Source organism: Ensifer sp. Root423 (assembly GCF_001426275.1).
GTDB lineage: Bacteria > Pseudomonadota > Alphaproteobacteria > Rhizobiales > Rhizobiaceae > Ensifer > Ensifer adhaerens.
Genome location: NZ_LMEG01000016.1, coordinates 40579 through 54009, shown reverse-complemented (window position 1 = coordinate 54009; position 13431 = coordinate 40579). Strand labels below are relative to the sequence as shown.

17 protein-coding genes are annotated in these 13431 nt (G+C 60.1%); all 17 read left to right on the top strand.

Annotation, left to right across the window (positions count from 1 at the left end; genetic code table 11):
• The first annotated feature begins 1 nt into the window (after window position 1).
• The 17 genes from ASD01_RS16575 (at window position 2) to ASD01_RS16500 (ending at window position 13428) form a co-directional block, all read left to right on the top strand.
• Window positions 2–430, top strand: coding sequence for a hypothetical protein (locus ASD01_RS16575; RefSeq protein ID WP_060644174.1), 429 nt, complete (start codon window positions 2–4; stop codon window positions 428–430).
• A 155-nt stretch (window positions 431–585) separates the two neighbouring features.
• Window positions 586–906: a hypothetical protein gene (locus ASD01_RS16570; protein ID WP_156623661.1), complete on the top strand. Its 321-nt coding sequence runs from the start codon at window positions 586–588 to the stop codon at window positions 904–906.
• Between the two features lie 406 nt (window positions 907–1312).
• On the top strand, window positions 1313–1918 hold the full coding sequence (locus ASD01_RS16565) for a DUF6932 family protein (RefSeq protein WP_244495253.1): 606 nt from the start codon (window positions 1313–1315) through the stop codon (window positions 1916–1918).
• Window positions 1918–2883 carry a hypothetical protein gene (locus tag ASD01_RS16560; RefSeq protein WP_060644172.1) on the top strand — a complete coding sequence of 322 codons (966 nt, stop codon included), beginning with the start codon at window positions 1918–1920 and terminating at the stop codon, window positions 2881–2883. Before ASD01_RS16565 ends, ASD01_RS16560 begins: the two co-directional genes overlap by 1 nt.
• A 326-nt stretch (window positions 2884–3209) precedes the next feature.
• On the top strand, window positions 3210–3761 hold the full coding sequence (locus tag ASD01_RS16555) for a terminase small subunit-like protein (RefSeq protein ID WP_063979518.1): 552 nt from the start codon (window positions 3210–3212) through the stop codon (window positions 3759–3761).
• Window positions 3664–5082, top strand: coding sequence for a terminase large subunit domain-containing protein (locus tag ASD01_RS16550; RefSeq protein ID WP_060644171.1), 1419 nt, complete (start codon window positions 3664–3666; stop codon window positions 5080–5082). Before ASD01_RS16555 ends, ASD01_RS16550 begins: the two co-directional genes overlap by 98 nt.
• Complete coding sequence (locus tag ASD01_RS16545) at window positions 5082–7139, top strand: portal protein (RefSeq protein WP_060644170.1); 2058 nt, start codon at window positions 5082–5084, stop codon at window positions 7137–7139. Before ASD01_RS16550 ends, ASD01_RS16545 begins: the two co-directional genes overlap by 1 nt.
• A complete protein-coding gene (locus tag ASD01_RS16540) occupies window positions 7136–7378 on the top strand; it encodes a hypothetical protein (RefSeq protein ID WP_060644169.1) in 243 nt (80 codons plus the stop codon). Before ASD01_RS16545 ends, ASD01_RS16540 begins: the two co-directional genes overlap by 4 nt.
• Window positions 7379–7410: 32 nt before the next feature.
• Window positions 7411–8382: a hypothetical protein gene (locus tag ASD01_RS16535; protein WP_060644168.1), complete on the top strand. Its 972-nt coding sequence runs from the start codon at window positions 7411–7413 to the stop codon at window positions 8380–8382.
• A gap of 24 nt (window positions 8383–8406) precedes the next feature.
• Entirely contained in the window at window positions 8407–9402 is a 996-nt protein-coding gene (locus ASD01_RS16530) for a DUF5309 domain-containing protein (protein WP_060644167.1), read from the top strand.
• A gap of 78 nt (window positions 9403–9480) precedes the next feature.
• The gene (locus ASD01_RS16525; RefSeq protein ID WP_060644166.1) at window positions 9481–9681 is read left to right on the top strand and encodes a hypothetical protein; all 201 of its coding nucleotides are present in this window, start codon (window positions 9481–9483) and stop codon (window positions 9679–9681) included.
• On the top strand, window positions 9678–10001 hold the full coding sequence (locus ASD01_RS16520) for a hypothetical protein (RefSeq protein ID WP_060644165.1): 324 nt from the start codon (window positions 9678–9680) through the stop codon (window positions 9999–10001). Before ASD01_RS16525 ends, ASD01_RS16520 begins: the two co-directional genes overlap by 4 nt.
• Window positions 9998–10171: a hypothetical protein gene (locus ASD01_RS35630; RefSeq protein WP_156623660.1), complete on the top strand. Its 174-nt coding sequence runs from the start codon at window positions 9998–10000 to the stop codon at window positions 10169–10171. Before ASD01_RS16520 ends, ASD01_RS35630 begins: the two co-directional genes overlap by 4 nt.
• On the top strand, window positions 10168–10770 hold the full coding sequence (locus ASD01_RS16515) for a phage adaptor protein (protein WP_060644164.1): 603 nt from the start codon (window positions 10168–10170) through the stop codon (window positions 10768–10770). The genes ASD01_RS35630 and ASD01_RS16515 overlap by 4 nt, the downstream gene beginning before the upstream one ends.
• Complete coding sequence (locus ASD01_RS16510) at window positions 10767–11369, top strand: phage adaptor protein (RefSeq protein ID WP_060644163.1); 603 nt, start codon at window positions 10767–10769, stop codon at window positions 11367–11369. The genes ASD01_RS16515 and ASD01_RS16510 overlap by 4 nt, the downstream gene beginning before the upstream one ends.
• A 2-nt stretch (window positions 11370–11371) precedes the next feature.
• Complete coding sequence (locus ASD01_RS16505; protein ID WP_458574501.1) at window positions 11372–12982, top strand: hypothetical protein; 1611 nt, start codon at window positions 11372–11374, stop codon at window positions 12980–12982.
• A complete protein-coding gene (locus ASD01_RS16500) occupies window positions 12979–13428 on the top strand; it encodes a GNAT family N-acetyltransferase (protein WP_060644161.1) in 450 nt (149 codons plus the stop codon). The genes ASD01_RS16505 and ASD01_RS16500 overlap by 4 nt, the downstream gene beginning before the upstream one ends.
• Window positions 13429–13431: the final 3 nt, after the last annotated feature.

Here is a 13431-nt window from a genome sequence, read left to right as displayed (position 1 = left end):
GATGACGCAATTCGAAGAGGCCGACGAGGCCACGCAACGACGCTGGATGCAAAACCTGCTCGGCAGGGACAACGTAGAACGGCTGGAGAAGCAGACCGAACGTCAGAAGGCGGCCCCGCAAATCAAGCTCAACTTCCGGCCCAAGCCCGTAATAGTCAGCTACGAGTTCTATCGCATTCCGGACATGATCCACCTCAACTGGCGGATCAACCGGCTCGAAAACGGCCGATGCGAGCTGTTCAAGAATCGCCTCGATGAGAGTGAGTGCCGCGCCGAGGTGAAGAGTTTGCGGGCGAAGGGCTTTACCTGCCGGGAACTGACGTTCGGCGCACACTCACGTTACGCAAATCGCTCGGACGGTAAAGGCAACGCCCGCCAGCGACCGGCAAAAACCGAGATCATGGACAGGTTGAAGGATTTCAAGATTTGAAGCAGTCAGCGGCAAAGAAGTTCACGAAACCCGGTTTCGATGGCGCGAAGGTCTGCAAGGTCTCCGTGCGCGTGTCGTCGAACCGCACGACGAAGCAGAGCGTCCGAGCGATGCCAGGTACGTTCGAGTGGCGTTATGGGCGAGGAGGGCCGGGAATGTATCTCTACCACGCTGGCTCGCACTACGCGCGGCTCTGGGAGCAGGCGGGAACCGCCTCGGCGTCGTCTCCGGACCTTAACGGGACCATCGGCGCCGGCTGGAAGGGCATCCCTGAGAAGCGTCTCGAAGCGATGGAGGAGCTAAAGGGAGCCGCTGCAGTTCTCGGCGCGCTCGTTTCTGCGCGTTTGACCGCCTATTGCGCTCAGGGCCTCACCGCCAAGCAGATCGGACTGAAGTTCGAGATTAGCGAACGGGACGTCGCACCGGTCCTGGAGCAGGATTTGGTCGCCTGTGCGAAGTGCTTTGGGTACAAGTAATGTTTCGATACCGAAACGAATTGACTTTCGACGCGAAACCCCGGTAGAGTCTTTCCAACGTCAGAGTTGCGCCTGCTGCTATTTTCTCCGGCAACTTGTTTCGGACACAATCGGTCCGTATAGGACGGGCATCGGCTTCGCTGATGAGCGCTGGAAAACTTCTGCCGCTCGCGAAAGCCGCCATGACCCGATGCCATTGACCACGGATGTACTGGCACTGGTGAGAAGGTGATGATGAGGAAGGTCGGTGCGGTTTCGCCCCGGCCTTTTTTGTTGGATGTCGATCGAACTAGCCCGCCAACCATCGCGGCCACTCGTGCTGGTTTTCCCGGATGCTTTGAGGCGCAGAGTAGAAAGTTAACTGTTTCGCAACTCTGCGTAAGTGGAAAATTTACCCGTGAACGCGATGCTAGGATGCGCGGGCAACGGGGGAATGATGCCTTTACCTTCTTTTAACTCAAACGGCATCTTGCCGCCGGTCGCTGGCACCGATCCGACCGATATGGATCGCTCGCCCTATATCGTCAGTATGACAGAGTTGGTCCAGGCATTCGGCACCACGCCTCATCGGAGGCAATTGCTGAGAAATCTCATCGCTTACCGACAGTTGATATCGGCCGGAGGCTACACATCCGGGCTGCAGTTTCTTGACGGCAGTTTTGTAGAGGATGTGGAGAGGCATAGCCGCCGCGAACCGGGCGACATTGATGTTTTCTCGCTCCTCCATGTGCCGGCGCAGTACATGCAGGATCCGCCATCGTGGCAGCAGGGTGGCTTTCAGTTTTGGGCAGACGAAATTCAGAACCAGCCGCGAAACAAAGACCGCTTCCGTCTGGATACCTATGCCGCTCTGGTCGAAGAGTTCCAGCTTCTCGGTCTGCTCAAAAACGTCATGTACTGGTATAGTTTGTTCTCCCATCAGCGCGATACATATGCGTGGAAGGGATTTGTCGCGGTCGTGCTAGACCCAATCCAGGACGCGAGCGCTCTCACTTTGCTAGGGGAGCAGTGATGCCAAACCTATTGTCGATTGAGGCGCTTGAAGCTGACAGGGTTTTTGCGCAGCGGCAGCTTGAAAGCTTGCCGGCCAGTCCGTGGGGTACTGCACGCCTCATGTGGGAACAAAGGCTTGCGGAAATTAGCCGGCAAATCGAGGAGATGCGAGTAAGCGCCGCGACAAGCGCAAGCGTTGCCCTGATATTCGATGGTCTTCCGGTGGTCGGCCAAGGGGATATCCGGCTCGACTTCTCCACAGATGTCCTCGCAATCTATCAAAAAATCATCGCCGCCTCGATGGCAACGCTGAGCGATCAGCAGATTGCTACGAAGGGCAAGATCAAGGGCGCGGGGCGGTCGAAGCTCTATATCCGCGATATCGTTCGTGGCTCTATGGGTTTCATCCTTGAAGAACTGTCACCGCCTCAAACGGACATGTTCAACACGCCGCTCAAGAACGCCGTTGAACGCGCGACGGAGTTTTTGGCAAGCTTGAACACAGCCTCGGATGAAGACTTCAATTCCGCCATTGACACCGCAGCGCCCAGACTCGTGAGTGCCGTGCAGAAGTTCGCTAAGGTCCTGAAGGATGCCGGTGCGACGGCAAAAATTGTCGGGTCGGAACATAAGCTCGCGCTGGGTCTTGAGGACGTCAATCGTCTGTCCGATCGGTTCACTGAAGTGGACGTTCAAGAGGAGAGCGTCACGCTTGACGGCGTTCTATTGGGTGTACTTCCGGATTCCCACGATTTCGAACTCGAAGTGGATGGGCAGGATGGCGTTTTAAAGGGATCTGCAACAGATGATCTCGTTGCGAAATACGTCGCTGACCAAGCGTTTAAGGAGCAGCTTCTGCTGAAGCCGGTGACGGCGTTCCTTCGTTACACTCGCACTTTCCGGAACAGCAAGCTCCTGCGCGAGCAGGTGATGCTGGAAAACCTCGAACCTCGAATTGAAAACGAGATGTTCGGTCGCTTCTAGATCTCGTGAGACGACACCCGCCCGGATGGCGCTAAGCGGTTGTTACGCGGACGGCCGATTCACGACCGCTTTGCAGACGCAGCAAGAGATTTCGGCCGTCTGTGGGAATGACGATTCCTTCGAGTAGGCAAAGCCGGCGGGCAACGTATGCACCTTGAAATCAGGACCACTATCTTCGGCTTCGCTCTCTGAGCACTGCGCTACTCCAGCCGCCCCACATTTCGGACAAATCAAGCCCAGGGCATAATGCTCGCGTTCGTCCATAAATCCCTCACTTGTGAATTTGCGCCAAAGCTCGCGCATCCCAATAAAGAAAGCAAGGTTAGATGGCCAACGCTACCACGCCAGCCGCGGTAGGCAGGCCCAGCCTCTTCACCGATGAAATGGCAGGCCTGATTTGCGACCGAATCTCCAACGGTGAGAGCCTTCGGTCGATCTGCGACGATGATGGATTCCCCTCGAAGTCAACGGTCTTCAAGTGGTTGAGCGAGAACGAAGCATTCTCGGACCAATACGCCCGCGCGCGCGAGGCTCAGGCCGATGCCATCTTCGACGACATTCTCTCGATCGCCGATGACGCTCGAAACGACTGGATGGAGAAGCTCGACAGCGAGGGCGGGAACATCGGTTGGCGAGAGAACGGGGAGGCCGTCAGGCGTTCACAGCTCCGTATCGAGGCTCGGAAGTGGATGGCGGGCAAGCTACGGCCGAAGAAGTACGGCGAAAAGCTCGACCTGAATGTGTCTGGCAGCCTCGAAGCGATGCCCGAGGAAAGGTTGAATGCTCGAATCGCTCAGCTACTCGGAAAAGCAGGAGCTGGCGGCGCTGCTGGCGGAACAGGACCGGCGGACCCGTCAGAATCGCCTGAAGACGTATAGGCCGTATTCGAAACAGATCGAGTTCCACAAGTCCGGCGCCGCCTACCGCGAGCGTCTGTTCATGGCAGGCAACCAGCTCGGTAAGACGCTGTCAGGCGCGGCCGAGGCGGCGATGCACCTCACCGGTCAATACCCCGACTGGTGGCCTGGTCGTCGATGGGACAGCCCCATCACGATGCTCGCCGGTTCTGAATCCTATGAACTGACGCGCGACGGCGTTCAGCGCCTTCTGATCGGGCCGCCGCTTAATGAAGAGGATTGGGGCACTGGGTATATTCCGACGGCCGCAATTCTGGACACCACGCGCCGCGCTGGCGTCTCTGGCACGCTCGATAGCGTCACAGTTCGGCATGCATCAGGCGGAGCATCGACGCTCTTGCTCAAAGGCTATGACCAGGGCCGCAGCAAGTGGCAGGCCAACACCGTTGATTATGTCTGGTTCGACGAGGAGCCGCCCGAGGACGTTTATCTAGAGGGCATCACCCGAACCAATGCGACAGGCGGCTCTGTCGCCGTCACATTCACGCCTCTCAAGGGCATGAGCACGGTTGTTGCGAGGTTCATCATGCCAGGTGACGACGAGGGCGCCAAATACCGCACCGTCATCACCATGACGATCGACGACGCGGAGCACTACAGCCCGGAGGAGCGGGCCCGCATCATTGCCAGCTATCCGGCGCACGAACGCGAGGCTCGCACAAAGGGTGTCCCGTCGCTCGGCTCAGGCCGCATCTTCCCAGTTTCGGAGGAGAGCATCACCGTCGCGCCGTTCGAGATCCCGAAGCACTGGGTACAGATCGGTGGCCTCGATTTCGGGTGGGATCACCCCTTTGCCGGTGCTGGCTGCGCATGGGACCGCGACGCCGACGTGTTCTATGTGACCAAGGTTTACCGGGAGCGGGAAGCAACGCCTATCATTCATGCGGCTGCCCTGAAGCCGTGGGGCGATTGGTTGCCGTGGTCGTGGCCGCACGATGGATTGCAACACGACAAGGGCAGTGGCGAGCAACTAGCCGTCCAGTATCGGGGGCAGGGCCTCAAGATGCTGCCGGACCGGGCCACCTTCGAGGACGGCACGAACGGCGTTGAGGCCGGCATCTCGGACATGCTGCAGCGGATGCAGACGGGCCGCTTCAAGGTGTTTTCGACCTGTAGCGAGTTCTTCGAGGAGTTCCGGCTCTACCACCGGAGAGACGGGAAAATCGTGAAAGAGCGCGACGACGTGATTTCAGCGTCTCGTTACGCGCTGATGATGAAGCGCTTTGCCAAGGTGAAACCGTCGAACACCGGCTGGGCATTCACTGATCGGAAGGTTGTTTGATGGCTGCACTCACAGACGGGCAAATCGCCTCTCAAGTCTCCCAACTGGTCAAGGATTGCGAGAGCTTCCGCGACCAACTGTCGGGCGACCGCATCAAGGCGATGGAATATTATGATGGCGTCATGAAAGACGTTCCGGCCGATGCAAATCGATCGAAAGTCGTCTCGCGCGACGTGCGATCTGCGATCAAGAAGGTGTTGCCGTCGCTGACCCGCACGATCCTCGGCAATGACAAGGTCGTTGAATATGAGCCGGTGAATCAGGGCGACGAGGCCGGCGCCGAACAGGCAACCGACTACATCAATTACATCGTCTTCCCGGAGAGCAACGGCTACGTCGCAGTGCAGGATGCAGCGCACGACGCGCTGAAGCTGCGCAACGGCGTGATCCGCTGGTGGTACGAGAAGAAGCGGATGGTCGAGGTCTCACGGCACACCGGCCTTGATGAGGCTTCGATGGTGCAACTCGTAAGCGGCGATGACGTCGATGTCTTGGAGCAGGGGCAGAAGGTAGAGGTGATCGAGACGCCGGAAGGCCCGGTTCCGACCACCCTCTATGATTTGAAGATCCGGAGAACCGTTGAGAAGGGATGCACCCGGCTCGCCGCGGTGCCACTTGAGGAGTTCTTGGTCCACCCCGACGCCATGTCGATCGACGACAGTCTTTGCACCGGTATCAGCATGAAAATGCGCCGGTCCGACCTTGTCGCCATGGGTTACGACCGGGCGATCATCGACGATCTGCCAACGACGACCAAGGACAACGAGAAGGAAACCGAGGAGTTTGCGCGCCGCCGTGATGTCGTGGACGCTGACGACCAGGCGGACAAGGCCTCTCAGGAGGTCGACTATTACGAGCTCTATGTCCGGATCGACGCCGACGACGACGGCATAGCCGAACTGCGGCGCATGGTCTTCGCCGGCGGTACCGCTGAGAAGAACCTTCTCGAGAATGAGGAGTGGGACGAAATCCCGTTCGCTGACCTGATCACTGAGCGCCGGCCGCATCAGCGCGAGGGCAACTCGGTCACCGACGACATGGCCGAAATCCAGCGCATCAAGACGGTGTTGCTCCGTCAGACGCTCGATAATCTCTATTGGCAGAACAACCTTCAGCCGATCGTCCAGGAAGGCACGATCGAGAACCCAGAAGCGGTGCTGAACCCGAAATTTGGCCAGCCCATCCGCGTCAGCCAGGGTACTGCCGTCGGGAACGCCATAGGTTACAACACGGTGCCGGTGGTCGCCGACAAGTCGTTCAACATGCTCGGCTATCTCGACCAGGAGGCGACCGACCGCACCGGCATTTCCGACGCGTCGAGTGGGATGGCCCCCGATGCGCTGCAGAACATGACCGCCAAGGCCTCGTCAATGATCGAGGCTGCCGGCATCGGCCAGACCGAACTGATGGTGCGCACCTTCGCGCAGGGACTGAAGCGGGTGTTTCAGGGCCTATTGCGGCTCACCATCAAGCACCAGGACCGACCGCGCACGGTGCGTCTCCGCGGTCAGTGGGTGACCTTCGATCCTTGCCATTGGAATGCGGCCATGGACGCCACCGTGAACACCGGCCTCGGCGCCGGCACGCGAGAGCGCGACATGCTGATGGTTCAGATGATCCAGCAGTTGCAGGAGAAGCTGCTTTCGACGCTGGGCCCGGTCAACAACCCTTATGTGTCGCCCGACAATCTCTATAACTCGATCTCGAAGACGGTAGAGGCTGCCGGTCTCAAGTCGCCGGATCTCTATTTCACGAAACCAGACCCGGAAGAGCTTCAGAAGCGCCTGGCTGCCGATGCGGCGAAGCCTGACCCGGAGATGCAGAAGGTTCAGGCTCAGGCGCAGGCCGACATGGAGAAGGCGAAGCTTCAGGCCGAGACCGATCGGCAGAAGCTGGCTGCACAAACGCAAGTCGACATGGCGAAGATCCAGGCCGACAGCGACATCAAGCGCTACCAGATCGATCAGGAGATCAAGCTGAAGCGTGACCAGGCGATGGCGCAGGCAATGCTCGGGCAACGCGTCCCGAGCGCCCAGATCGGAGGGCAACCAGGATGAAGCAGGAAGAGAAGCAGGCAGCAGCCCGCGAAATGCTCGCCAATCCGCTCTTCCATGTCCTGATGGGCGATCTGGAAGCCGCAGCTATCAACGGGTGCATCAACGCCCCGGTCATCGATCACGAGACCCGCGCCGCCTTTGCGGCCGAAGCGCGGGCCATCCGAAATTTCCGTAGCAAGCTCAAGTTCCTCGCCGCCGAGGATCAAGCCAAGGCTGACGGAAGAGGCGCCATGGCATAGGGCCCGGGCCAAACCTTAGAAAGCACCCCAACATGAGCGAGAGCGTCAACCTGGCCGCGGCCGGGAACGAAACCGTGCAACCCTCGACCGACATCGACAACCCCGACAATCTGGACTTCTGGGAGCCTGGCGAAGACGACAAGCCGGCCAACCCGGGACAAGGAACGGAAGGGATCGAAGGCGAGACGGCTGAGACCATCGAAGGTCAAGAGGCCGGCGAGACCGCAGAGAACGCTGAAGGTGACGAGCCAGCCGATGCCGAGAATGGCGATGCGGCCAACGTAGCCGACAACCAGATCGTGACCCTGAAAGGTGGCGAGCAGGTGCCGTTTTCCGAGCTCAAGCTCGGGTACATGCGGGAGCGCGATTACCGTTACAAAACACAGGAGACCGCCAACAAGGGCCGGGCTCTTGATGCAATGACGACCCGCGTGACCAACACGGTCAAGGGTATCGCTTCCTATCTTGCGGACCGTTTGCCGCCTGAGCCGCCGCGTCAGTTGGCGTATCAGAACCCCGCCGAATACACCCGCCAGAGAGCGGCGTATGAAGACGGATTGGCAAACATCAACCAGATCATCGAGCTGGCGAACGATTCGACGGCGGTTGCCGGCGAGCTTTCGTTGTCCATGACCGAGGAGACGCTTCAAGCTGAGAGTGAAAAGCTCGCAGGGCTGTTCCCGCAGACGGCGAAAGACGACGGCCGTAAGGCTTTCTTCGATCAGGCGTTTTCGGCGGCCCGAGAGCTTGGTTTCTCAGACACCGAGCTGAAGAGCGTTTCGGATCACCGGCTGTTCGGGCTTGCCTACTATGCCCGGATCGGGATGCAGGCAGAGCAGGCCCGCGCCAAGGCGCTGACGAAGGTCACGGCAGCCCCTCCCGCCACGGCGACCCCTCGTCCGAGTGGTGGGGCCGGCCAGCAGGTGCGCAAGAGCAAGGAAGCGATGCAGCGGTTGTCGAAAACCGGGTCGATCAAGGACGCAATGTCGATCGACTTCGATTAACCCCGAAATCGAAGGAATACGAACATGGCCGCAGTAGCCAACACGTTCACGACCAACCAGGCCGTGGGCAACCGCGAAGAACTGTCCGATGTGGTGTCGCGCATCACGCCGGAAGATACGCCGATCTACTCCCTGATCGAAAAGGGCACCACCAAATCGGTGCACCCTGAATGGGAGACGGACGAGCTTGCTACTCCGGGCGCCAACATCAAGACCGAAGGTGACGAATACACCTTCGGCGCGATCACCCCGCCGGAGCGTCTGGGCAACTACACCCAGATCCTGCGCAAGGACTGGATCATTTCGGCCACCCAGGAAGTCGTTTCCGAGGCCGGGAACGTCCAGAAGCGCAAGTACCAGAAGCTGAAGAAGGGCGTCGAGATCCGCAAGGACGTCGAGTTCGCCATCGTCGACACCAACGCCTCTGTTGGCGGTGCGACGCGCGAGTTCGGCTCTCTGAACACCTGGATCGAATCGAACGTCTCCCGCGGTGCCGGTGGCGCCAACGGCGGTTTCGATACTCCGACCGGCCTCACGGTCGCGCCGACCAACGGCACGCAGCGTGCGTTTACCAAGGCCATCTTGGACAGCGTCATGCAGCAGGGCTACCAGAATGGGGCGAACTTCCGTCACGTCTCTGCCTCGCCCTACGTCAAGAGCGTGTTCGTCACGTTCATGTCGGACGCCAACGTTGCCCCGTTCCGCTACGCTGTCTCCAAGGGCGGCGAGCGCAACACCATCGTTGCGACGGCTGACTATTATGAGGGGCCGTTCGGCACGGTGATGATCCATCCGAACCGAGTGCAGGCAGGTGCGGCCGCTCAGGCGCGCAATGCCTTCTTCATCGATCCGGACATGCTGTCCTTCCTCTGGCTTCGCAAGATCCAGGAAGACAAGGACGTCGCGAAAACCGGTGACGCCGACAAGGGCGTGATCATCGGTGAGGGCACCCTCAAGGTGCACAACGAGAAGGGCCTCGGCGTTGCTGCAGACCTCTTCGGCCTGACCGCCGCGAGCTAATCGCGTCGTCACCATCATCGTCATCTGCGAAAGGGCGGGCTTCGGCTCGCCTTTTCGCGTTCCAGGAGCAAAACGGAAATGACCGACCAGAACAAGGCGGCCGACGCCGCGAAAGACAAGAAGCTCGTCCCCCTCAAGCTGTTGCGCGACGTCTGGGACGAAGAAGGCCAGCGCCTGCCGAAGGGCGACGAGATCGAACTTCCCCTCGATTTCGCCAAGCAGCTCATCGCGGAGGGCAAGGCAAAGCGGAATGACCCGCTCCCCGGTGATTCCAAATGATCGTTCGTGACGGAGCGTGGACGCTCTACCATCACGACGCGATGACGGGCCGCTCGACCTGGCATCTGTTCGACGGGGAGAAAGACGTTTTTCGCGTCGACTACCCCGTCGACAACCTGATCAGCGAAAATCAGGACGTCCGCAACAGCGCCGAAAAAGCTTGGCGCGGCGACTGGCACCGGGTCGCGTCCATCCCGCTGAACATCGCCCACGATAGCGGTCTCGTGCAGGCCCACAGCGAGGGGGACGACCGCTATGTGAAGCGGTTCCTCAACAGTTCCGACAACCGCGCCTGGCGGACGAAGGAAGGCCACCTATGAGCGTCGAATACGATCGGGTGAAAGGGCAGGTGAAAGCCATCGAGGCGAGCCGGCCCAGCGCTGAGGAAAGCCCGGAGGCGCACCGGGAGGCGAATGAGCAGATTGCGCGCATCATCGACCGCTCACGTCTGTTCGCCGCTGCCGAGCGGTACCGAAAGGTTCCCCTATGAACGCCATCGCAGACTATGCCTCGCTGCTCGTCGATGCCGGCGAGTACAGCGGCCGCAATGACGTCGCGCATCTGTTTCCGCGGTTCCTGGGCCTCGCAGAGCTGAAGCTAAACCGCTTCCTTCGCGTGGCCGGTATGGAACTGGTCGATACTGTCGCTCTGACGAACGGAGCCGGCCCGTTGCCGACCGACTTTCTTGAGGCGCGGGAAGTCAAAAACGCAAACGGTGTTCCGATCCGCGCCGTGGCCCTGCAGCAACTCACCGACAGCTATATGGGACGCGCCGGCATCCCGACTGAGTACGCCATCGTCGGGAGCACGATCAATGTTCGGCCTGTCGGCGATGGCAGTCTCACCGTCACCTATTACGGCAAGATCCCGCCGCTCACGCCCGCGAATCCAACGAACTGGCTGCTTGAGAACGCACCCGACGCCTACCTCTATTCGCTGGTTGAGGAAATCGCGATCTGGGAGCGGGACGCCGACAAGGCAGGAGCAGCGCTGCAACTGAAAATGCAGGCTCTCTCCGGTCTCAAGATCGGCGATGAGCGCTCTCGCTGGGGCAATGCCCAAGTCGTCGTCGGAGGCCCGACCCCATGACCCTGCTTTCCGCCATTAACGAAGTTTGCGACGTCGTCGCGCTCGACCAGTTCGAAAGCGTCTATGGTTCGGTCGATCCGAACGCGCAAACGATGGTCGCGCTCGCCCAGGAAGCCGGTGATGAGATTGCACGCCGCGCTGATTGGCAGCGCATGATTTCGACGCACACGGCCGCGGCCTCTCCGGAGAACCTGCCCGAGGATTATCAGCGCATGACGCCCGGTGGTGCCGTCCGCACCGCCGCAGGTGAATTCTTCCGGCCGATCACCAACAGCTCGCAATGGGCTGTCATCGCCGGCATCCCGTCCGCGCAGCCGTATTTCTTCATTCGAGGCCAGCAGATCCTGTTTTCGCCGGCCGCATTGGCCGTGGGTGCCGTGATTGAGTACCTGTCGAAATTCTGGGTGATGCACGATCCGGAAGGCCCCCAGGCCACCCTGACGGCCGACGATGACACGCCTCTGTTTCCGGAGCGTCTGCTCGTCAAAGGCATCATCTGGCGCTGGAAACGACAGAAAGGCCTTCCCTACGAGGATAACCTCGCTGAGTTCGAGGCCGACCTTCTGCAGGAAATCAACGCCGATCGAGGTGTCGCATGAAGATGGCCCTTCGTCCTGCCCGCATCGGACAGAGCAATAGGGGCGCTGTTTCGATCGGCAAGCAGCAGGCCTCCGCGCCGATCACCTATCCAGCGCCCAAGCTCGGCTTGGTGACGACCGCTGACGTTGCAAGCCAGCAACCCGGCTCTGCACTGGTCATGCGCAATTTCTTGCCGACGCTTACCGGGTGCAAGATCCGGGGCGGCTCGGTTAAGAAGGGGCTTGCGGCTGACCTGGGCGATATCAAGAGCGCCTTCAAGTATAAGTACGGCACGACCGAAAAGCTGTTCGTTGCTACGAATAGCGCCATCTACGACATGTCCTCGCCTGCTGTACCTCCGGCCACGACGGCCGCAGCAGTGAGCGGGTTCGCAGGCGGGGATTGGTGCACCTTCCAGCATACCAACGCCGGCACCTCGAACCTCATCTGCTTCAACGGGGTGAATGATCGACAGGTCTACAACGGGAGCACCTGGTCGACGTCGCCGGCGATCACGTTCTCGGACGCGACAACGATGGCGCAGCTCAATTACGGCTGGCTGTTCAAGAATCGCCAGTTCTTGCTGAAGAATGCAACGCTCGACGCCTATTATCTGCCGGTCAACGCGATCGGCGGCGCCGCAGTCGTGTTTCCGCTCGGCGGCGTCATGAAAAAGGGTGGCTCGCTACTGATGGGCTTCTCATGGTCGCTAGAAAGTGGCGACGGCCTTTCGGATATGTGCGCGTTCATCTCGACCGAGGGTGAGGTTGCGGTTTATGCTGGCGAAGATCCAGCTAGCGCGTCGACGTTCGGTCTCAGAGGCGTGTACCAGATCGGGAAGCCGCTCGGAAAGAATGCGTGGATCCGCGCAGGAGGTGACGTGCTCGTTGCGACCAGCGACGGCCTCACGCCGATATCGCAGGTATTCCAGCGCGATCGGCAGGCCCTGAGCCTTGTCTCGGTCTCGCGCCCGATCGAGGACGAGTGGAAGAAGGCGGCGAACGCGACAGGCGGTGGCTGGACGCTCACCCAGTGGCCGGAGCAGAACCTCGTCTTTGTCAGCTTTCCGGAAAACACAGTCGTCAGCGATACTACATTCGTTCTCAACGTCCTGACGGGGCGTTGGTCGACCATCAGCAACTGGAAAGCGCTCTGCTATGCAACGCTTCAGGGCGGCATCTTCTTCGGCGCCCTCGACGGCTATTTCTGGCAAGGCGATATCACCGGGACGGATGACGGGCTCACCTTCAGCGCCACCTATCTTTCGCAGTTCTCGCCGGCAGGTCAGTTCGGGCAGCGCGCAGCGGCTTCGATGGCGCACATGTATTTCCGAGGTAAGTCGAAGCCGAAGGTGAGGCTGTTCGCACGCGGCGATCTGGACCGGTCCACGCCGTCGTTCTCGGACGTCACCGAAGGGAACATAAACTCTTCGGAATGGGACGTCGGTCTTTGGGACGTGGCGGTATGGGACGGCGTGTCTGAACTCATCAGATACGATTCCCGCCAGAACGTCCGCGCCACTGGCGACATGCTTGCCGTCGGCTGTGTCATCACTTCGGGCGGTGCGGTGAAACTCGACCTTGAAATCGACCTCGCGACGCTGCAGGTGACCGCAGGCGAGGCCAGCGCATGACATTCCTTCTCTGGGGAGGCGAAAGCGCGCCGGAGATAAACCGGGCGATCGGGTCGTTTGTGGCCGCCAACATTCCCGGCTGCGAACGTGGATGGGAGAATTTCACATCGCTCGGGCTCATCGACGCCGATCGGCTCGCGGCCGGTGTCGTTTTCCATAACTACAATCCGGAGGCTGGTGTCATCGAGCTATCGGCTGCTTCGATCTGCCGGCGCTGGCTGACCCGACCGATGCTGAAAGGGATGTTTGGCTATCCGTTCGATCAGCTCGGCTGCCAGATGGTCGTTTTGCGGGTGTCTGAGCGCAACGCGGTCATGATCGAAATTGCCGAGCGCTTCGGATTCGCATCTCACCGGATTCCCCGGCTGCGCGGCCGGGACGAGGCGGAAATCCTGTTCACTTTCACAGATGAAGACTGGCGGGCACATCCCGTCAATCGGAGGTAAATC